The organism is Neptunomonas japonica DSM 18939 (genome assembly GCF_000422765.1).
Classification (GTDB): Bacteria; Pseudomonadota; Gammaproteobacteria; order Pseudomonadales; family Balneatricaceae; genus Neptunomonas; species Neptunomonas japonica.
This window is the reverse complement of record NZ_KE383917.1, coordinates 97096-116467: the sequence shown is the minus strand read 5'-3', so window position 1 is coordinate 116467 and position 19372 is coordinate 97096. Positions and strand designations below refer to the sequence as shown.

The following is a 19372-nucleotide window of genomic DNA, read 5'->3' as shown; positions in this document are numbered from 1 at the left end:
TGTTCCAAGGTATGCAATAACAGATACGGGTTGGTAATCTTCATCCAGTTGCCAACGTTCAAAGTCATTCTGGTAAGAATAGCGTCGATTGTTATTCGCTATTTTTTGCCACGCTTCAAGTACGGTTGTATCGATAAACTTTTGGTATCGTCCAGCATTAATACTAATAGGCTACAAACCGCTTATTTGCTTGGTTACTCCCAGCGTTAAAATGATCGTGTTATTGCGGCTATCGTAATCTCGGTACACAGCGTATATCGGCTGCAAAGAATTGATTTGTTGAGCAAGTGTTGAGTTGGTTAACGTGTTCCAATGTTGACTGATCTGTTGCTCTATATCGCTTTTCAGGTTGATATGCTTGCTTATGCCTGAAATCTGGTAGCGGGTTACTTTTTCAGTATTAAATGGGTTTAACTGCTCCGTTTTCGCTGGCTTTCTTGGCTGCACGTATGCTGCTGTAGAGGCAGTAGAAAGGGTGTTATTTGTTTTGTTTTGATAAGCCTCTGCGACCAGCTCTGTTGTCGGTAACCAAGACTGCCAAGCCAAGAAGACAAACATAGAAATTATCGCTATACCATAGGTGACACGTATCAATAGGTTGCGTGAAGGCAATGCCATCGTTTTAGACCTCCTAGAAGAAGCAGGACAGGGCAACCAATAGCCACAGCAGTAAAGTACTCCAATAAGCTAAAGGTTCTTGTGCACGAAAAAACTCCCGGTGTAGCCACACACCTCCTCTGAACAGGTCATAAGTAACCCATAGCAATAGGATCACGCCCAAAACATAAGTCATCGACATAGGTAAACCTCTCAGTATATTAAATAGTTACTTCTCAGCACTTAATGAGTCAATCAGGTATCGCGCAGCGATACGAGCGGGTTGGCGATAGCGTTGATTCATGCCAAGGGGCGCAAGGGAGTCAAGGTTGAAGTAAAGGGAAATAAGACCGAAGGAAGCCGCTTCCAGAGAGTCGTTATCTGCTCGGGAATACTCTTGTCGAAGCACTAAGGTTAGATCATCAGTGAAGCGTTGCATCCACTCTTGCATCCGAAGGCGCAATGCTTCATCTCGACCGGCGCAGAAGATCAGAGACTCGATAACAAGAATATATTCTGCGTCGCTATATTGGTCACTAAACAGGCCTTCCAGTAGATATTCTGATCCGTTTTTAGTGGGTATAGCGTCGATGAAAGTACTCCATTGCTGGAATGATTGCTCGAGTACCCGGTCAACCAGTAGGGTTTCTAGTGCTTCACGGTTGCCAACAAAGTGCCGAACCAAGCTACGCTTTAAGCCTGACTCTTCTGCTATTCGCTCCAAAGTACTGCCTTCCATGCCATAGCGTGCAACGCAGCGGTAAAAGGCGTTCAGTATTTCTTCGGTGCGTTCTTCTTTTTTACTGGGGCGTCCCATCTGTTGAATCTCATATATTGTCAATATTGACAGTTTAGTTTAATATTCTATTTATTGTCAATCATGACAATAAATAGAATATGTGTGATTAGGGCTTTTTATTCAATTTGTACACAAGGTAATTGAGAGGGGAAATATGAAGCAGACGCTGATGAGTACTTACAAAGAATCCGCCAGTAGTACCTTAGAGCAGGCCACTTGTTTGCCTCTAGCTGTTTATCATGATCCCTCAGTATTTGATGCCGAGATGAGGGGTGTGTTTCTAAACGACTGGGTTTTTGCCTGTGCAGAAACTACGCTTGTGAACGCCGGAGACTATTTCGCCTTGGATATTGCCGGCGAGCCTATCGCTATCATTAGAGGGCAAGATACTGAGCTACGGGCGTTGTCGAATATTTGCCGCCACCGTGGAACGCCGTTATTAGACTTGGGGTTTGGTCAGATCGCCAAAAATATTGCCTGCCCTTATCATGCTTGGACATTTGACGATACTGGGACTTTCAAAGGGGCACCATTGACAGGCGATATTATTATCGACAAGCAAGAGCACTGCCTCCCAAGCTTTGCGATAGCGTCATGGAATGGATTGGTTTTTGTGAATCTATCAGACTCGCCTCGTCCTTTCAGTGAAAAAATCGAGGGTCTGGATGGCTACTTATCGCTGTTTGAATTGGAGCGTTTCTCACATGCTCATCAGATGTCTGCTGAGCATTGGAATAGCAATTGGAAGTTAGCAGTAGAAAACGGTATTGAAAGCTACCACTTGTTTAAAGTTCATAAAGAAACATTGGAAACCTCTACACCTAGTAAACAAGCCTACTATGTTTCCGGCAATGCTGAATGGTCATTAACGGGTGGTGCAATAAAGGATGACCGAGGTGCTTTGAGCAAGTGGTTAAGTGGTAGTTATCCAGAAGCTTATAATCACTATTTGTTACTTTTTCTTCCTCCTTCGCTTATTGCTGTTGTTACTTATGAGGGTTTGAATTGGATACAGGTTTTACCAGAGGGGCCTGAACATTGCGCGATAACTCCTGGAGGGTTATCAGAGCAGCCAGTAAAAGATTTTAAATCATCAGAATTTCAGTTTACGGAAGCTTTTCTTAGTGAAGATCGAGAGATTTGCGAGCGGGTACAACGTGGCATGCATTCTCGTATGAGCAAGGGTGGCAAATTGGTTCGCCTAGAAAAAATATTGGTGGATTTTCATCAGTACCTTGCTAATCGTTTGTTTCAGACAGCTACTGATGAGTTTGTAGAGACAGTGCAAGCAGCACGCTTTTATAGAGAGCAGGAGGATTAGCGAGGTAAGGGTATTATAAAAATAAGGTCAGTCGATGTGAGCTGGCCTTATTTTATAGGGGCGATATCGAGTTAAGCTGATATTAACTGCTTTTCATGTCCGGCATATTTCGACCATAAAAAATCTCGTTCATCTCTTTGAAAAGACGCTCGGCTACCTCTTCTGCTTCATTGTCTTTTAGATCATTAACCGTAGTACCGAATAGGTATTGATCTAGATCGTAATCATTCAGCATCATTTTCGTGTGGAAAATATTTTCCTGATACACGTTTACGTCCAGCATTTGATACTGCTCACGGATATCTTGACTCATGAAGTTCTGGATAGAGTTAATATCATGATCGATATAGTGTTTTACACCTTTGACGTCACGGGTAAACCCACGTACTCGATAATCGATTGTAACGATATCGGATTCTAATTTGTGTATTAGATAGTTAAGTGCTTTTAGTGGAGAGATAATGCCACAGGTAGACACTTCTATATCGGCCCTAAAGGTACAAATACCATCATCAGGGTGGCTTTCTGGATAAGTATGAACACAGATGTGGCTCTTATCTAAGTGAGCAACAACTGAGTCAGGTAATGGGCCTGGTTGTTCTGTCTTATCAACATCATCAGAGTCTTTTAAGGCCTCTTCAGCAACCAAGATAGTAACGCTGGCACCTTGGGGCTCATAGTCTTGACGAGCTACGTTAAGGATATTCGCACCAATGATGTCGCAAACTTCACTTAAGATCTCAGTGAGTCGGTCGGCATTGTACTGCTCATCAATATATTCAATATACTCAGCTTTCTGCTCGGCCGTTTGGGCATAGCAAACATCGTAGATACAGAAGCTCAAGCTCTTCGTTAGGTTGTTAAACCCTTGTAATGTAATTTTACCGTTCGATGACAACGTCGTAAGTCTCCAACCGTTGCAGACCGCGTAAATAACGCACTGAATGATAGTTCAATCCCGCATGGATTGAAGGCGAGCTTTATTTTATTCGAGCCTAGCCTAAACACAAAGAATAATTTTTGCTTAGTCGGTATTTTTGAGAAAATAAAATTTATTGTTCATTTATTTACTCGTTATTTTTAATGTTTTATTTTTTTAAAATGTTGATATGTAATAGTTATTTTTGTATTTCTTGTATCGTCATATCAATAATCAATTTTGGCTGATTATTGGACAATATATTCGCCTAAATCAATGCTGAAGTATTAATGATCACGCTACTCTGCTGGTATAGCCATTGTGATATTAGATGTTGAGCTATAGCAGTTTCAAGTAAGTAGGCAGGTGTACTATGTTAGATAGTTTCACATTATTGGCAGATTGGTTGGTGTACGACCTATGGGGCTTGAGCGCTTCGACTAAATTGGGCGACGCACTGCATTTTTTTATTGAAGATACCACTAAGATTTTTGCGCTGTTGGTGGTAATGATTTACCTGATCGCGTTACTGCGAGCTTCAATGAATGTTGAATCGGTGCGTAGCTGGCTAGTAGGAAAGAGCCGTTTTGTTGGTTACCTCATGGGGTCATTCTTTGGTGCGGTAACTCCCTTTTGTTCTTGTTCTAGTATCCCTCTTTTTCTGGGGTTCACATCGGCGGGGATCCCTGTTGGAATTACTATGTCATTTTTACTGACATCTCCATTAATTAATGAAGTCGCGATTGTGTTACTTGGTAGCTTGTTGGGGTGGAAGTTTACGTTGATATATATAGCGGTCGGCATCTCTGTTGGCGTTATCGGTGGTATTTTTCTGGATCTCATTAAGGCAGAAAAAATGCTGCAACCTTTTGCTGCAAAAGCTTACATTGAAGCAAAACAGGCGGCGGTTAAGAGAGAGCGTCGGCGCTTAAGCTTGGCTCAGCGGCATCAGTTTGCAAAAGATGAATTGGTCGATATTTTTAGCAGAGTCTGGAAGTGGGTTATCGTGGGTGTTGGGCTGGGTGCTGCACTGCACGGGTTTGTCCCCGAAGGTTGGTTTGCTCAGAACTTAGGTCAAGGGCAGTGGTGGTCTGTTCCGGCTGCAGTTGGTTTAGGTATTCCTTTGTACTCAAATGCAACCGGTGTTATTCCCGTGATGGAGAGCCTCATTACTAAAGGCTTGCCTATTGGGACTACGTTAGCATTTTGTATGAGTACTGTAGCGGCAAGCTTTCCTGAGTTTATTTTGCTAAAACAGGTGATGCAGTGGAAACTGTTAGCTATTTTATTTTGTTTGCTGCTCTTTGCTTTTACATTGGTAGGTTGGATTTTTAATGGCGTAGGGTTGTTTTTACTCGCCGCTTGAAGTCATACCTTTAAACGTGACTGGAGAGCATGATTGAAGAGGGTCGTGATATGAAAATTATTAAAGTATTAGGTTCTGGTTGCACTAAGTGTGAAAAAACAGCAGAAATTCTGACACGTTTGGCGGCAGAAGCCGGTGTCGATGTGACTGTCATTAAAGAGACAGATCCTGCTGCTATTATGGGTTATGGTGTGATGAGTACTCCGGCTGTTGTTATTGATGAACAACTGGTACATTCCGGATCTATTCCGCATAGGGCAGATGTTGAGGCCTGGTTAGCGAGCGCATAACTCAATGTTAAGCCAGTGTTTAAAAAAGTACTAAGGATTACAAAATGACGATTAAAGTGGGTATTAATGGTTTTGGGCGTATCGGGCGTCTGGCAATGCGTGCAGCATGGGACTGGCCTGAAATTGAGTTTGTGCATGTTAATGATCCGGGTGGTGATGCTCCAACACTTGCCCACTTATTGAATTTTGATTCTGTACATGGGCGCTGGCAGCATGATGCACAGGCCGAAGGTTATCGTATCTTGGTGGGTGATAAGTCTTTAACCGTGAGCCATAACCGAGCGATCTCGGATACTGATTGGTCGGGCTGCGATATTGTTATTGAAGCATCGGGGAAAATGAAGACCAAAGCACTGTTGCAGGGTTATTTAGATCAAGGAATAACGCGCGTGGTGGTGAGTGCTCCTGTTAAAGAAGAGGGTGTACTTAATGTGGTGCTAGGTGTGAATGATGATCTTTATGATCCTGAGCTTCATAGTATTGTAACGGCGGCTTCTTGTACTACCAACTGCTTGGCTCCAGTGGTGAAGGTGATTCATGAAAATCTAAAAATTCGCCATGGTTCGATGACCACCATTCATGATGTGACAAATACACAAACTATTTTGGATGCGCCCCATAAAGATTTACGTAGGGCACGTGCCTGCGGAATGAGCTTGATTCCAACAACTACGGGCTCGGCGACGGCAATCACTCATATTTTTCCTGAGCTAAAAGGTCGCTTAAATGGCCATGCTGTTCGTGTACCACTGGCCAATGCTTCTCTAACTGATTGTGTTTTTGAAGTTGAAAAAACAACCACAGAAGCAGAAGTAAACGAGTTGTTTAAAGACGCGGCAGAAGGGGAGTTAAAAGGGATTCTTGGCTACGAAGAGCGTCCACTCGTCTCTATTGATTACAAGACAGACCCTCGCTCAGGCATTATTGATGCCTTATCCACTATGGTTGTGAATGGCACACAGGTAAAAGTATATATCTGGTATGACAATGAGTGGGGTTACGCGAACCGGACGGCTGAACTGGTTAAAAAGGTGGGGTTGATTGATCAGCAGTAATTATTCCATGTTTGCATCAATCTCTTCTGAGATTCGCCAGTACTTGCTAATTACCGCTAACTACTGGGCTTTTACATTGACTGATGGAGCGCTACGCATGTTGGTAGTGCTCCACTTTCATGCCTTGGGTTATTCCCCGTTAGATATCGCGTTTTTGTTCCTCTTTTACGAAGTTTTTGGTGTGGTAACTAACCTAGTAGGCGGCTGGTTGGGCGCTCGCCTTGGTTTGAATAAGACAATGAATATCGGGCTGATACTGCAAGTAGGGGCGCTTATTATGTTAGCTGCTCCCGCTGCGTGGTTAACGGTTCCGTGGGTCATGGCCGCGCAGGCATTATCGGGTATCGCGAAAGATCTTAATAAAATGAGCGCCAAGAGTGCTATTAAATTACTTGTACCAGAAGATGCTCAGGGTAAGCTGTATCAATGGGTAGCGCTGTTAACTGGTTCTAAAAATACCTTAAAAGGTGTGGGCTTTTTTCTGGGTGGTGTATTACTGACATTGTTTGGTTTTACTTCGTCTGTTTTGATGATGGCTGTTGGTTTATTTGTTGTCTGGATGATATCGATTTTCTGCCTGAAAAAATCATTAGGTAAAACCAAAACTAAGCCGAAATTTAAAGAAATATTCTCAAAAAGCCGAGCTGTAAACGTTTTATCTGCTGCACGATTATTTCTTTTTGCCGCCAGAGATGTTTGGTTTGTCGTGGCGATTCCTGTGTTTTTTGCTGAGACCCTTGGTTGGGATCATTGGTCGGTCGGTAGTTTTATGGCGTGCTGGGTGGTTGGCTATGGTGTTATTCAGTCGCTGGCTCCTTATGTAACAGGCAAGCGATCTGGAGCAGTACCGGATGGAAGGGCGGCTGTTGCCTGGTTGCTTCCACTCTTAATGATCCCTGCATTTATGGCTGTTACTCTCAACTCGACTACGCAGATGCCGTTTGCTTCTGAATGGTTACAGCCCTGTTTGATTGGTGGATTAATGCTGTTTGGGGCTTTCTTTGCCGTGAACTCGTCATTGCACAGTTATCTCATTGTAAGTTACGCCAAAGAAAACGGCGTATCGCTCGATGTCGGTTTTTACTACATGGCAAATGCAATGGGGCGGTTGGTGGGCACTTTGCTTTCAGGGGGTGTGTATCAGCTCTATGGATTGGAGGCGTGTTTGTGGATATCGTCGCTATTCCTGCTTTTGGCGTGGCTTATCTCATTTAAATTGCCTCAAAAGATTTAAATTTCATTTTCGTTTCAGCTTGAGATGTCACGATAGTCTTCGTTGTTTTTTAATAGATAAAATAATATTTAAAAGAAATGTAAGGTTTAGGTATTTCATTCGACTAACCTTAATAAATCAAAAAGTGAAAGAGAACCTCATATGCATGAAATGCTGCCACACCTGATTCAGACAGATTTCCCCTCTATTACACGTACTAAATTAGATACGTTACAGGCAAATTTGGGCTATCGCTGCAATCAATCTTGTCTCCATTGCCATGTGGCGGCTAGCCCAAAACGCACTGAAGAGATGGATTGGGAAACGATGCAGTTGATGTTGGACTTTATTGAAAAGTACGATATCACCACACTCGATTTAACGGGTGGTGCGCCGGAGATGAATCAGCATTTTAAGCGCTTAGTTATTGAGGCACGTAAGTTAGGTGTAAAGGTCATAGACCGTTGTAACCTGACCATTCTGTGTGAGCCTGGTTATGAAGATTTCGCGGAGTTTTTAGCTGAACATGATGTTGAAGTCGTAGCATCATTGCCTTGTTATTTAGAAGATAATGTTGATGCTCAACGCGGTGATGGTGTTTTCTTGGCGAGCATAGAAGGGTTAACAAAACTCAACAAGCTTGGATATGCACAAGAAGGTTCAGGCAAAGTACTTAATCTTGTTTATAACCCGCAAGGTCCAGTTTTACCGCCGGAGCAGGTGGCTTTAGAAATTTCTTATAAATCCGAATTAGATGCCCGCTATGGTGTGCAGTTTTCTAATTTATTTACGCTAGCGAATATGCCTATTCAACGTTTTGGCAGTATGCTCATTTCTAAAAAGACCTTTCTTCCTTATATGGATCTATTACGTGCTTCTTTTAATGAAGCAACGTTGGATAGTCTTATGTGCCGCTCATTGATTTCGGTCGATTGGCAAGGCTTTGTGCATGACTGTGATTTTAATCAACAGCTAAAAATGCCTTTAGGTAGTAGTCGTGAGCCTATTCATTTAGAGGCTTTACTCAAAGAAGGCCTGCAAGAAAGCGCAATACGGATTGGTGACCACTGTTACGGCTGTACAGCGGGTCAAGGGTCTAGCTGTGGTGGAGCGCTGAGTTAATTCCGCATATTTTCATTAAGTATCTAGTTAATAGCGTGGGCTTACTAAAACGAAGTTGTTAGGTAGGCTCTAGCCTGAATCACTATTATCGGGAGTAACCGATGAAGCGTTTGTTAGTCGTATTAGTCATTATTGTTGCGTTGCTGATTACTTGGCAGTCCGGCGGTTTTTCATTGTTGACGCTGGAGAATCTTAAATTTCAACAGACAGAGTTGGCATCATGGCGAGATCTTAACCCTGTTGTTGCTAGTGTTACCTTTTTCCTTATTTACGTTCTGGTAACGGCCCTGTCGATCCCTGGTGCAGTTATTATGACGCTGGCGGGTGGTGCGCTTTTTGGACTGTTATGGGGAGGTATTTTGATCTCTTTCGCTTCAACGTTAGGGGCTACCTTGGCAATGCTGGCTTCTCGTTATCTGATTAGTGACTGGGTACGTGGTAAATTTGCTTCATCTATCGCACCAATTGATGAGGGTGTTGAAAAAGACGGCCCTTTCTATTTGTTTACGTTACGTCTGATTCCTATCTTCCCTTTCTTTATGATCAACTTGTTGATGGGACTTACGCGTATGCCTGCCAAAACATTTTGGTGGGTGAGTCAGTTAGGAATGTTAGCGGGTACTTTAGTGTTCGTTAATGCCGGTACACAATTGGCTAAAATTGATTCATTGTCAGGAATTTTGACGATAGAGATTATTGGTGCATTCGCTTTACTGGGAATATTCCCTCTCATTGCTAGAAAAATTGTAGAACTTGTTCAGGCTCGTAAAGTGTATGAAGGCTGGAATAAACCGAAAAAATTCGATACAAATCTGATTGTTATTGGCGCGGGTAGTGGTGGCTTAGTGAGTGCTTATATTGCTGCGGCGGTAAAAGCTAAAGTGACACTCATAGAAAAGCATCAGATGGGTGGGGACTGCTTGAATACGGGCTGCGTACCTTCTAAAGCAATAATTCGCTCGGCTAGGCAAGCGTATGAAATGCGCCAAGCTGATCAGTTTGGAATTCAGTCGGTTGAACCCCAAGTTGATTTCGCAGCAGTTATGGGGCGTGTTAAGAATGTTATCGAAAAGATAGAACCGCATGATTCCATTGAGCGTTATACGAACCTCGGTGTGGATGTCATCCAAGGTACCGCTAGCATTGTTTCTCCTTGGGAAGTATCCGTCACGAAAGAGAATGGTGAGCAGCAAACCTTATCTGCAAAATCAGTCATCATTGCCACGGGCGCGCGTCCACGCGTTCCTAACATTTCTGGGCTGGATCAAGTCGATTATCTGACGTCTGACACCTTGTGGGAACTTGAAGAATTACCAAAGCGTTTTATTGTATTAGGTGGCGGGCCAATAGGGTGTGAATTATCCCAAGCATTTTCCCGGTTAGGCAGTGACGTGAGCATTGTGCAACGCGCACCTCATTTGATGCCAAGAGAAGACGAAGATGCTCAAGTGTTAGTCGAACAGCAGTTTACAGATGAAGGTATTGCTCTTCATTTGTCTAGTACGGCTAAAGAAGTCGCTGTGCGAGAAGGGCAGGCTTACCTGCTTGTGGAACAGGCAGGAGAAACTGTCGAGCTACCATTTGATAAATTGCTGTTAGCACTAGGGCGAGAAGCGAACACTGGTGGGTTTGGTCTTGAAGCTCTTGGCATAGAAACACGTGAAAACGGAACACTGGACTGTAATGGTTTTATGCAAACTCGTTTTCCAAATGTATATGTGTGTGGTGATGTTACTGGGCCTTTCCAGTTTACCCACGTTGCAGCACATCAAGCATGGTTCGCAGCAGTTAATGCGCTGTTCAGTGGTTTTAAGCGCTTTAAAGTGGACTACCGTGTTATCCCTTGGGTGACCTTTACTGACCCTGAAGTGGCACGCGTTGGCGTGAGTGAAAGCGAAGCGAAAGCGCAAGGTCTAGCTTATGAGGTAACGCGTTATGGCATTGATGATCTTGACCGTGCTATTGCTGATGGTGATGATCACGGCTTTGTTAAGGTCATTACGGTTGCTGGTAAAGATAAAATCTTAGGTGTAACCATTGTTGGCAAGCACAGTGCTGAGTTATTAGCTGAGTTTGTCTTGGCGATGAAGTACGGTTTAGGTATGAATAAGCTGCTAGGAACTATCCATACTTATCCCACTTTTTCAGAGGCCAATAAATATGCTGCTGGTGAGTGGAAGCGCGCACATGTGTCACCAAAAGTCATGGTATGGCTGGCGCGTTTTCATACATGGCGTAGGAGCTAGACGTGCAAGATGAAGCTACATTTAGGCTAGTTTTTTTTCTGGGTGCTTTTGTGGTGTGTGCCGGTATTGAATGGATACGTCCAAAACGCGCTTGGCGCGAGTCCCGACTAACTCGTTGGCGTATAAATTTAGCCATTATTTTGATGAATACTCTTATTGTACGACTGACTGTTGGGGCTATTGCGGTGACCACTGCCGTGTGGGCCCAGCAGGAACAAGTCGGCCTGTTTTATTGGTTGCAATTACCGGCAGTTATCTCGTCGGTAGTTGGATTTTTACTGCTGGATATGGCTATTTGGGGCCAGCACTGGGTTACACATAAGTGGTCTGTGCTGTGGCGTTTACATCAAGTGCACCACACCGACCTTGATCTAGACGTGACTTCTGCTTTGCGGTTTCATCCAGTAGAAATCGTATTGTCTCTGATCTATAAGGCCCTAATAATTGTAGTGTTAGGCATTGATCCTTTGGTCGTTATTACGTTTGAAATTGTACTCAATGCTTCAGCCATTTTTACGCATGCTAATATCCGCTTGCCGTCGAGGCTAGACAGCGCTCTTCGTTGGGTCGTTTGTACTCCCGATATGCATCGTATCCACCATTCTGTCTACCAAGAAGAAACAGACAGCAACTATGGTTTTTTTCTGTCTATTTGGGATCGCCTTTTTGCAACCTACACGGTTGAACCTAAGGATAATCACCAGCAGATGCGGTTAGGCTTGTCTGAGCACCGACAGCAACCGGCGTTAGGCTTTTTAGCATTGCTTAAGTTGCCTTTGCAAAAGCTGATCTCTTCTCGTCAGGTGCCTTAATAGTGCCTCTAAATAGCCCTGCTGTTTCAATCATCATTCCTATCTTGAATGAATCAGCAATTATTGTTTCAAAGTTGCAATCGCTGCAATATTTAAGGCCCCAGTGTGAACTTATTCTTGTTGATGGCGGGAGTAGGGATGACAGTGTTGATCTGGCCCGCTCATGGGTTGATAAACTTGTTGAGTCACCATCTGGGCGGGCCAGACAGATGAATGCGGGCGCTGCAGCGGCATCAGCTGGACTGCTTTTTTTCTTGCACTTGGATACTGAAGTGCCCGCTAATCTAAAGGAGCTATTGCTGGTTAATCGCGATTGTTGTGATTTTTGGGGACGCTTTGATGTAAGCATTGAGGGAGCGCATTGGATGCTACCTGTTATTGCGCTTTTCATGAATGCTCGTTCCAGAGCAACCGGCATCGCTACCGGTGATCAGGGAATGTTTATTAGCCGCTCGCTGTTCGATAAAGTGCGAGGCTTTCCTGAGCAGCCATTGATGGAAGATATCGAAATCTCCCGAAGGCTTCTTCAAGAAAAAAAACCGCACTGTCTTAAGCAAAAGGTAAAGACGTCTGGCCGTCGATGGGAAGAGAAGGGTGCTTATAAAACGATTTGGTTAATGTGGTCGCTAAGGTGGGCATATTGGTGTGGGGAAGCGCCTGAAAAGCTTGCGAAGCGTTATGGTTATCAAGTAGAGAAACAAAGTAAATGAGTACAGCTTTAATTATTTTCGCTAAGGCGCCAGTCGCTGGAGTGGCCAAAACACGCTTAATACCTGCGCTAGGGGCTGAAGGTGCTGCACAATTGCATTCGCGCTTATTGGAGCACACGGTTCAACGGGCAATGGAGTCGGCCTGCTTTCCTATTTACCTCTTCACGCCTGAGGGTAGCGCCCACCCTTTTATTGCTGACTTGTTGGCTCGTTATCCTTTGGTGCATAAACTTCAGGAAGGCGTAGACCTGGGTGAGCGGATGAAAAATGCGATCACCAGTGTTTTGCTGAACAATGATAAAGGTACATTGCTAATAGGTAGCGATTGCCCAGCCATAGATGCCGCACTGATAGAAGAGTGTGCCTGCGTACTTGAGAGTAATGATGCCGTTTTTTTACCTGCTGATGATGGTGGCTATACGCTGGTGGGCTTTAAAAAAAATCATGAGGCACTCAGTAATGTATTTTCGAGTGTAGAGTGGGGCACTGAAAGAGTCATGCAGCAAACCCGAGATAAGTTAAGGCAGCTAAGTGTAAAGTGGTGCGAACCTGCTTGCTTGTGGGATGTTGATCGCCCCGAAGACCTAGATAGGCTTAAGCAGCAGTTTCCTTTGTTATATTAAATTTTCATAATGCACTGAAAATTCTCTGTATCTGCTCTATTCTTCATTATATAAACAATGATGGGTAGGGCTTAATATGGATTTAAAGCCAGAGGTTAGTAAGGGCGCTGGTTATAAAAGAGGGTTCATATATCTTCTTTTTATATGCTTTATGGGTCTATCCGCCAGTGCCAAAGCGGATGTACATGAAGGGGCTCGCAATGAGTTTAAATACCTCATCGACCAAGTGTATTTACTCCCCGTTGTAAAACAGAAAGAAGAGGTCAAAATTGCAGTTGTTTATCCAGGGCTGCAGGCATCCGATTATTGGCAGCGTAGCTTAACTGCACTTAGAGGCAGGTTGGATGACTTAGGTATTTTATATAAGCTCGATATTCGCTTTTCCCAACCTCATACTCAGCTGGATCTTCAAGAAGCGCACATTCTTGAAATGCTGGAACATGAACCAGACTACTTGGTTTATACCATTAACTCACTCCGCCAACAGCGCATGGTAGAAGCCTTACTGCAAAGAAAAGAGCCTAAACTTATTATCCAAAATTTGACTCGACCTATAGCTGATTGGTACGACATTCAACCGTTAATTTATATCGGATTTGATCATGTTGAAGGTGCAGATAAGTTAGCACAGTACTTTAAACAGCGTTTTTCAAAGGGTAGTGAGTACGGTATTATTTTTTGGGGGAAAGGTGTCCTCAGTGATCAGCGTGGGCTAACGTTTGAGCGCAATGTAGGCAGCTATCATAAGTTAAAAGCGAGCTACTACACGCAAAGTAGAGCACAAGCTAAGCGCTCAACATTGCTTATGCTTAAGAACAGCCCTGGGCTCAAATATATTTATGCATGCTCAACGGATGCTGCGTTGGGTGCAGTGGATGCTCTTAAAGAATTACAGCGATCCGATGTGGCAATTAATGGCTGGGGAGGAGGTCGAGCTGAGTTAGATGCTTTTCAAGAAGGCTTGTTGGATGTAGTGCTCATGCGTGTGAACGACCAGAATGGTATCGCCATGGCTGAAGCGATAAGGTTAGATATGTTAGATCAGCCAATACCTAATGTATATGCAGGTGATTTTAGAGTGCTGACCCAAGGTATGGATGTAAGTTTGATTAATCGATATATAAAGGAAGCCTTTATTTATTCTGGAGACGTGCGTAAATGATTTTACGGTTTCGCACACTTACTTTTTTACTTTTCTTAATTACTTTATCAGGCTTTCTCTCTGTCTTTGCTTTCAATGCTTATCATGCAACTGAGAAAGTCTTAAAAGAAGAGACGCTGGCATCTTTATCGCAAAGTGCGGGCGCTATTCGTCACGAACTCAATACTTATTTGCGGTTAATTGATCAAGAACTACATAACCTAAAGTCAATGCCTGAGTTACAGGTGGCTATGGAGGAAGGTGGTGAGATTGAATTACGCCAGCTCATAATGGAAGGAGAGCGTCCTTCTTCTATGCAGCGTTATCAGTTCATCATATTGAGTTCATTAGACAGTAAGCAGTGCTATTTGATTAAAAGTCGCTTAATCAATATCGGGAGCGAAATTTGTCATGATCTTTATCAAAGCTATACACGGGTAATGACTCAGGAGTGGAATATTTATCGTAACGGGCCGCAGGTATTGCTTGCTAAAGATTACTTGGTGACTAATAGCGAGCAAAAAGTTATTGGTCGGATGATTGGTGGCATTAAATTATCGAGTAACATCTTGCTATTAAGTCAATTGGTTAACCGGTCAGTTGTTGATCTTGATGGCGCCCAATTAAGGCTTGCTGGTAAGTCTATTAATTCATATAGGCCTTTAGGGAAGGCTTTGACAGTTAATGAAAAGAAATGGTTAGAAGATAATACACTAGAGAAGTATACCGAAGATTTTGGGCAGTTTGGTGCTGGTTTAGAATTAGAGTTAACCGCTTCACAACAAGATACGCGCTCTCTTGCTATCCAGTTTATCAAGTTATTGGGTAGCGGGGCGCTCATCGGTTTGTTGGTGAGTGCTGCTGTAGCCTTTCTACTCTCATTAGCACTTGATAAGCAGCTTCAAAAGTTAATTCTGTATATTCGTGATTTGGCAAATAAGGGTAAAGATGTAGGCTGGGATGTTGGCGGTATTCATGAGTTTAATCGGATTGGTGAAGAGATCGATCTCATTGTGAAAGAGTTATTTGAACGTCGTTTTGAGCTCAAAGATACCAATGCAAAGCTTGAGACAACGTTGCAGGAAAAGCGCACTATCTTATATCAGTTAATTCAGAGCCAAGAACAAGAAAGAAGCCATCTCGCACAGGAACTACATGATGAGCTAGGACAGTTACTGACTGCAGTTAGAGTTGAGACTGTGTTGCTTGAACATCAGATTCCGCTTAACAGTCCATCGTTAGGCCACAGCTTCAAAATTAAACAGCTAGTCTCAGATATGTATTCTACGGTTTATGATCGGATTATGTCACTAAGGCCCGTAGAGCTAGATACATTAGGTTTGAGCCAATCTATACAGCAGATCCCCACGTTGAATAGCCTACGGCAGACCGGCGTTAAAGTAGCGCTTGATATTGATGAAATAAAAATGCCACCAGGCACTGATATTCATCTGTATCGAATTATTCAGGAAGCGTTGACCAATATTATGAAGCACGCACTAGCAACGGAAGTTTCTATTTCTTTATACAGCGATGACAACCAAATACTGCTGAGCATCATCGACAATGGGCAGGGGTTGGATGAATCCCAGCATTATAAGAAAGAACATACTGGGTTTGGTTTGCTAGGAATAAAAGAGCGGTGCGAGTATATCGGAGCTAAATTATCAATTTTATCCGATGATGGCGTCAGTTTGCGAGTTGCTGTGCCTTTAGATAGGAATGGTGATTAGTTTTGAATATTACCTGTATTGGTTGTTTTTTGATCTGTGGCAACGCTAAATAACGGGTAAAACTTTATGATACTTACCTAATATAAGACTTCTCGGGTTATGAGAGGTCTTTTTTATAAGCGAAATTTTATATAAGTTATTGTTATATATAAATTCCAAATGCTTAGATTTATTGGGTGTTATGATGGATTTTGAGTTTCTTATTTCTTTGCTTGGCGAGTCAGGTAGCAATGCCTTTGGCGGCTTGTTATTGGGTTGCATGTTTGGCGTGTTTGCGCAAAGAAGCCAGTTTTGTTTACGTGCTGCGGTGGTTGAGTTTGCTCGAGGTGCTATCGGTAAAAAAGTGGCTATCTGGTTACTGACATTCTCTGCTGCTGTAGGAGGGACTCAGATTCTTATTACCTTGGGTGAGCTGGATATCACTGATTCTAGAATGCTGGCCAGCTATGGAAGCCTATCTGGTGCTATTGTAGGTGGTTTGCTATTTGGTGCGGGTATGATTTTAGCGCGAGGATGTGGGTCTCGACTTTTAGTACTTGCAGCTACAGGTAACTTAAGGGCGCTATTCTCTGGTTTATTGTTTGCAGCAGTAGCGCAAGCTTCGTTGAAAGGAGTCTTGGCTCCGGTGCGGGATAGCATTGCTGGAGCGTGGGTGCTGCATAATGATGGCGGTTTGGAGCTGATTTCTTTTTTAGGGTGGGGGTCATACACAGGTATCTATCTAGGTGTAGTTTGTATGGTCATCGCTATTTTTTACGGTATAAAGAACAAACTAACCCCTTGGGCATGGATTGGCTCGGTAGGCGTAGGTGCAATGGTGGTTGGAGGCTGGTGGTTCACTTATCATTTATCTTATCAAACGTTTGATCCCACCCAAGTTGAAAGCATGACTTTTACTGGTCCATCTGCCGATACGCTTATGTATTTATTAACACCTGATAATGTGGCATTGGATTTTGATGTTGGTCTAGTTCCTGGTGTGTTTTTAGGGTCCTTTCTGGCAGCTTTTTTATCTCGTGAGCTAAAACTACAGGGGTTCCAAGAAGGCCGCAGTATGATTCGTTATATTGTAGGGGCTTCTTTTATGGGAATGGGAGGGATGTTAGCGGGCGGTTGTGCTGTAGGTGCTGGGTTGACCGGAGGGTCTGCTTTTTCAATCACCGCATGGGTCGCTTTAGCGTCTATGTGGGCCGGTGCTGCATTGACAGATGCGGCAGTCGATCGTGAATGGAAAACGAGAAAGGGCGAAGTGTCGCCTGTTGGCGTTAAAGAGCAGCCTGCGCTATCTTAAAATAGTTATCTCACTCTTTTAAGGAGTGAAGAAAAAGCCAGTTAGGATCAGCGGCCTAACTATATCGAACGCCTTACATCAAGGAAGATGGAGTGTTTATGCGTAAATTACTTGTTTTACTCGCGTTGCTTGTTAGTAGTCAGGCATCTGCTTTGCGGTTATCTAATGGGCAGCTATTATCCTCTGGAGATGAGTTGTCCAAAGTCTACGAAAACCTCGGTAAGCCTATTGCAAAATACAAAGCTAAAACTCGATGTGGATCTGGTCGTACCTGCTCAGTAACCCGTATGGTTTATCGCTTTGATGGCCGTAAATGGTTTATTGATATGAAAAGTGGTCAGGTAGTCAATATTGAGTGGACCTATCGCTAGTAAGCGTGTCGTTAAGTTATGCACGGTTAGTCTGGATTGGTCGATGCTGTATTAATGGGTAGGCGAAATATTAGTGAGTCAGCCAAACAATAATGGGTGACTCATCTTTTTGAATTCTTCTACTAAGCGCCTAGTATTTTCTTGAGCATGACTTTTTCAGATGATACAACCTGCTCAACAATCGTTTGTTGTTTAAAGTGCTGGTAGAGCTGCGCAAGTTTTGGCCATTTGTCATCAGGTACCGTTTCGTTGGCATGTTCATAAGAGATAAGCTGGCTGGCTACGCTAATGTCGGCAAGCGTGAGCTCATCTGCAATGAAATGTAGACCGTTTAGTTGTGATTCCAAATAGTCAAAGAGGGGTGGAAGCTTTTCGTGAATGGCTTTTTGAACAATCTCTTCGTTAGGTTTCTTGCCTGCAATACGGTTTAAAATTCTTTGGCTAAATACGGTAAAAGTTGTATGAGCTGAGAGTTCATAATCTGCGTACTTTTCAAGCCACTCGCAACGAGCTTTTAGTAAAAGGTCATTGGGTATTAGTTTCTTTTCTGGATAGTGGGCATCCAAAAAATGTGCGATAACGGCAGAATCTGCCAGCACATTATCTCCTAAAATAAGCGCGGGGACTCTTTTTAGAGGGTTGAGGGCTTCGTATCCTTCGGGTGTGGCGTAAGGAATGATCATCTTTGAATCGTAATCAACTCCTTTAAAATCAAGTAATAATCTAACTTTGCGCACAAAAGGTGATAGTGGAGCTCCATAGAGTACTGGCTTCATAAACGTTTTCCCAAATTAAGAAAATGATAGCTCATGATAAGGGGAAACCCTTTGTTTGTGCTAGTGGCTTGTTTGCTTAGAGCCTTTGCTGGTTTCTTATTGATCAGTTTCATCTGCTTGATTTAATAGTGTTTCAATATGACTGCTTAGCTCGAACACTTGTCTGTCATGCTTCTGGAAGTAGTGCATATTATTCAATGAGTTCAGACAATTTTTATACTGATGAATAGATACTCTTGCCCCTTTCATTTGCTCACATTCTATGGCATCAAATATCATGCAATCTATGTTGGCTTGAGCATGGCTGTACTGAAGATGGGACAAAAGGTCGTTAATGATTTGTGCTGAAATGCTACTTTTTTTCAAGGTTTGTAACCATTGAGATAATTCTCGGGCGGCTTGCGTTGTCTTTTGAGCCTCGTTTTTATCATTCAGTAGCGTTAACGAACCTGCTGGATAAGTATTATCGGGTGAAAAACCTGATAACTTTTGAAGGCTTTCCTGAGCCGCTTTTTGTAAAGCTGCATTATTATCCAGCAGCAATAAATTTTTCCATTGAGAGTTAATATGTTGGCTGATAAGGTGATTTAGTGGCTCTGATACCAAGCAGCTAGGAAGCGCGCCATAGAGTTGTTCAGTGTTGCGTATGGTGTTACGAATGGCTTGCATGCGTGTACGCTTTTGTTGACGCTGATGTTCAATGCTCTGAATAATAATAGCGACGCCTATCAAAACACCAATCACAATGACGATGATAATAGCGGTTCCAGTAGAAGACATAAGTACGTTATTTCTCAAATAATGAAGTAATTGATTTTATAGGAAAATCATTTAAAAATAATGCTTGACGTAATCTGATCCCAGGCATAATATACGCCCCGCATTTGAGGTAAAGCTTTGAGTGTTTTAGCGTCCCATTCGTCTAGTGGTCTAGGACACCGCCCTTTCACGGCGGTAACAGGGGTTCGAACCCCCTATGGGACGCCA

The 19372-nt window shown here is 43.2% G+C and carries 19 protein-coding genes and 1 tRNA gene; 15 read left to right on the top strand and 5 right to left on the bottom strand.

Annotated elements, in window-relative coordinates; all coding sequences use genetic code 11:
• Window positions 1–171: 171 nt before the first annotated feature.
• Window positions 172–618: a hypothetical protein gene (locus G511_RS0121025; protein WP_028471393.1), complete on the bottom strand. Its 447-nt coding sequence runs from the start codon at window positions 616–618 to the stop codon at window positions 172–174.
• Between the two features lie 208 nt (window positions 619–826).
• The gene (locus tag G511_RS0121020) at window positions 827–1414 is read right to left on the bottom strand and encodes a TetR/AcrR family transcriptional regulator (RefSeq protein ID WP_028471392.1); all 588 of its coding nucleotides are present in this window, start codon (window positions 1412–1414) and stop codon (window positions 827–829) included.
• Between the two features lie 136 nt (window positions 1415–1550).
• Here G511_RS0121020 and G511_RS0121015 point away from each other — a divergent pair, with 136 nt between their 5' ends.
• Entirely contained in the window at window positions 1551–2717 is a 1167-nt protein-coding gene (locus G511_RS0121015) for an aromatic ring-hydroxylating oxygenase subunit alpha (RefSeq protein ID WP_028471391.1), read from the top strand.
• Between the two features lie 82 nt (window positions 2718–2799).
• On the opposite strand, the gene speD is transcribed toward G511_RS0121015, so the two are convergent.
• Window positions 2800–3615 carry an adenosylmethionine decarboxylase gene (speD, locus tag G511_RS0121010; protein ID WP_028471390.1) on the bottom strand — a complete coding sequence of 272 codons (816 nt, stop codon included), beginning with the start codon at window positions 3613–3615 and terminating at the stop codon, window positions 2800–2802.
• A 394-nt stretch (window positions 3616–4009) separates the two neighbouring features.
• Here speD and G511_RS0121005 point away from each other — a divergent pair, with 394 nt between their 5' ends.
• From G511_RS0121005 to G511_RS0120945, 13 genes are all read left to right on the top strand, one after another.
• Window positions 4010–5002, top strand: a complete 993-nt coding sequence (locus G511_RS0121005) for a permease (RefSeq protein WP_028471389.1) — start codon at window positions 4010–4012, stop codon at window positions 5000–5002.
• A 50-nt stretch (window positions 5003–5052) separates the two neighbouring features.
• Window positions 5053–5292, top strand: coding sequence for a thioredoxin family protein (locus G511_RS0121000; RefSeq protein WP_028471388.1), 240 nt, complete (start codon window positions 5053–5055; stop codon window positions 5290–5292).
• A gap of 44 nt (window positions 5293–5336) precedes the next feature.
• The gene (locus G511_RS0120995) at window positions 5337–6347 is read left to right on the top strand and encodes an ArsJ-associated glyceraldehyde-3-phosphate dehydrogenase (protein ID WP_028471387.1); all 1011 of its coding nucleotides are present in this window, start codon (window positions 5337–5339) and stop codon (window positions 6345–6347) included.
• 7 nt (window positions 6348–6354) lie between these two features.
• On the top strand, window positions 6355–7581 hold the full coding sequence (gene arsJ, locus G511_RS0120990; RefSeq protein WP_036552636.1) for an organoarsenical effux MFS transporter ArsJ: 1227 nt from the start codon (window positions 6355–6357) through the stop codon (window positions 7579–7581).
• 141 nt (window positions 7582–7722) lie between these two features.
• Window positions 7723–8682, top strand: coding sequence for an arsenosugar biosynthesis radical SAM (seleno)protein ArsS (arsS, locus tag G511_RS0120985; protein WP_028471385.1), 960 nt, complete (start codon window positions 7723–7725; stop codon window positions 8680–8682).
• A gap of 101 nt (window positions 8683–8783) precedes the next feature.
• A complete protein-coding gene (locus G511_RS0120980; RefSeq protein ID WP_028471384.1) occupies window positions 8784–10928 on the top strand; it encodes an FAD-dependent oxidoreductase in 2145 nt (714 codons plus the stop codon).
• A 2-nt stretch (window positions 10929–10930) separates the two neighbouring features.
• Window positions 10931–11740 (top strand): sterol desaturase family protein, encoded by an 810-nt coding sequence (locus tag G511_RS0120975; RefSeq protein ID WP_028471383.1) that lies wholly within the window; start codon window positions 10931–10933, stop codon window positions 11738–11740.
• Window positions 11741–11742: 2 nt separating this feature from the next.
• On the top strand, window positions 11743–12450 hold the full coding sequence (locus G511_RS0120970; RefSeq protein WP_036552635.1) for a TIGR04283 family arsenosugar biosynthesis glycosyltransferase: 708 nt from the start codon (window positions 11743–11745) through the stop codon (window positions 12448–12450).
• On the top strand, window positions 12447–13073 hold the full coding sequence (locus tag G511_RS0120965; protein ID WP_028471381.1) for a TIGR04282 family arsenosugar biosynthesis glycosyltransferase: 627 nt from the start codon (window positions 12447–12449) through the stop codon (window positions 13071–13073). Before G511_RS0120970 ends, G511_RS0120965 begins: the two co-directional genes overlap by 4 nt.
• 76 nt (window positions 13074–13149) lie before the next feature.
• Window positions 13150–14235, top strand: a complete 1086-nt coding sequence (locus G511_RS23650) for a substrate-binding domain-containing protein (RefSeq protein WP_051222318.1) — start codon at window positions 13150–13152, stop codon at window positions 14233–14235.
• Window positions 14232–15947 carry a sensor histidine kinase gene (locus tag G511_RS0120955; RefSeq protein WP_028471380.1) on the top strand — a complete coding sequence of 572 codons (1716 nt, stop codon included), beginning with the start codon at window positions 14232–14234 and terminating at the stop codon, window positions 15945–15947. Before G511_RS23650 ends, G511_RS0120955 begins: the two co-directional genes overlap by 4 nt.
• 181 nt (window positions 15948–16128) lie before the next feature.
• Window positions 16129–17238 (top strand): YeeE/YedE family protein, encoded by a 1110-nt coding sequence (locus G511_RS0120950; RefSeq protein WP_245574216.1) that lies wholly within the window; start codon window positions 16129–16131, stop codon window positions 17236–17238.
• A 98-nt stretch (window positions 17239–17336) separates the two neighbouring features.
• Window positions 17337–17609, top strand: coding sequence for a hypothetical protein (locus G511_RS0120945; RefSeq protein WP_028471378.1), 273 nt, complete (start codon window positions 17337–17339; stop codon window positions 17607–17609).
• Between the two features lie 122 nt (window positions 17610–17731).
• Here G511_RS0120945 and G511_RS0120940 read toward each other — a convergent pair whose 3' ends face one another.
• Together G511_RS0120940 and G511_RS0120935 are read right to left on the bottom strand one after the other, a co-directional pair.
• Window positions 17732–18385: a glutathione S-transferase family protein gene (locus G511_RS0120940; protein WP_028471377.1), complete on the bottom strand. Its 654-nt coding sequence runs from the start codon at window positions 18383–18385 to the stop codon at window positions 17732–17734.
• Between the two features lie 96 nt (window positions 18386–18481).
• Window positions 18482–19165, bottom strand: coding sequence for a hypothetical protein (locus tag G511_RS0120935; protein ID WP_028471376.1), 684 nt, complete (start codon window positions 19163–19165; stop codon window positions 18482–18484).
• A gap of 131 nt (window positions 19166–19296) precedes the next feature.
• Between G511_RS0120935 and G511_RS0120930 the strand changes: the two genes are divergently transcribed.
• Window positions 19297–19372: transfer RNA gene (locus tag G511_RS0120930), tRNA-Glu, on the top strand.

Excerpts from the sequence above, each read along its gene's own strand:
- G511_RS0121025 (WP_028471393.1), bottom strand. The coding sequence starts at position 618 with ATGGCATTGCCTTCACGCAACCTATTGATACGTGTCACCTATGGTATA.
- G511_RS0121020 (WP_028471392.1), bottom strand. The coding sequence starts at position 1,414 with ATGGGACGCCCCAGTAAAAAAGAAGAACGCACCGAAGAAATACTGAAC.
- G511_RS0121015 (WP_028471391.1), top strand. The coding sequence starts at position 1,551 with ATGAAGCAGACGCTGATGAGTACTTACAAAGAATCCGCCAGTAGTACC.
- G511_RS0121005 (WP_028471389.1), top strand. The coding sequence starts at position 4,010 with ATGTTAGATAGTTTCACATTATTGGCAGATTGGTTGGTGTACGACCTA.
- G511_RS0121000 (WP_028471388.1), top strand. The coding sequence starts at position 5,053 with ATGAAAATTATTAAAGTATTAGGTTCTGGTTGCACTAAGTGTGAAAAA.
- G511_RS0120995 (WP_028471387.1), top strand. The coding sequence starts at position 5,337 with ATGACGATTAAAGTGGGTATTAATGGTTTTGGGCGTATCGGGCGTCTG.
- arsJ (WP_036552636.1), top strand. The coding sequence starts at position 6,355 with ATGTTTGCATCAATCTCTTCTGAGATTCGCCAGTACTTGCTAATTACC.
- arsS (WP_028471385.1), top strand. The coding sequence starts at position 7,723 with ATGCATGAAATGCTGCCACACCTGATTCAGACAGATTTCCCCTCTATT.
- G511_RS0120980 (WP_028471384.1), top strand. The coding sequence starts at position 8,784 with ATGAAGCGTTTGTTAGTCGTATTAGTCATTATTGTTGCGTTGCTGATT.
- G511_RS0120965 (WP_028471381.1), top strand. The coding sequence starts at position 12,447 with ATGAGTACAGCTTTAATTATTTTCGCTAAGGCGCCAGTCGCTGGAGTG.
- G511_RS23650 (WP_051222318.1), top strand. The coding sequence starts at position 13,150 with ATGGATTTAAAGCCAGAGGTTAGTAAGGGCGCTGGTTATAAAAGAGGG.
- G511_RS0120955 (WP_028471380.1), top strand. The coding sequence starts at position 14,232 with ATGATTTTACGGTTTCGCACACTTACTTTTTTACTTTTCTTAATTACT.
- G511_RS0120950 (WP_245574216.1), top strand. The coding sequence starts at position 16,129 with ATGATGGATTTTGAGTTTCTTATTTCTTTGCTTGGCGAGTCAGGTAGC.
- G511_RS0120945 (WP_028471378.1), top strand. The coding sequence starts at position 17,337 with ATGCGTAAATTACTTGTTTTACTCGCGTTGCTTGTTAGTAGTCAGGCA.
- G511_RS0120940 (WP_028471377.1), bottom strand. The coding sequence starts at position 18,385 with ATGAAGCCAGTACTCTATGGAGCTCCACTATCACCTTTTGTGCGCAAA.
- G511_RS0120935 (WP_028471376.1), bottom strand. The coding sequence starts at position 19,165 with ATGTCTTCTACTGGAACCGCTATTATCATCGTCATTGTGATTGGTGTT.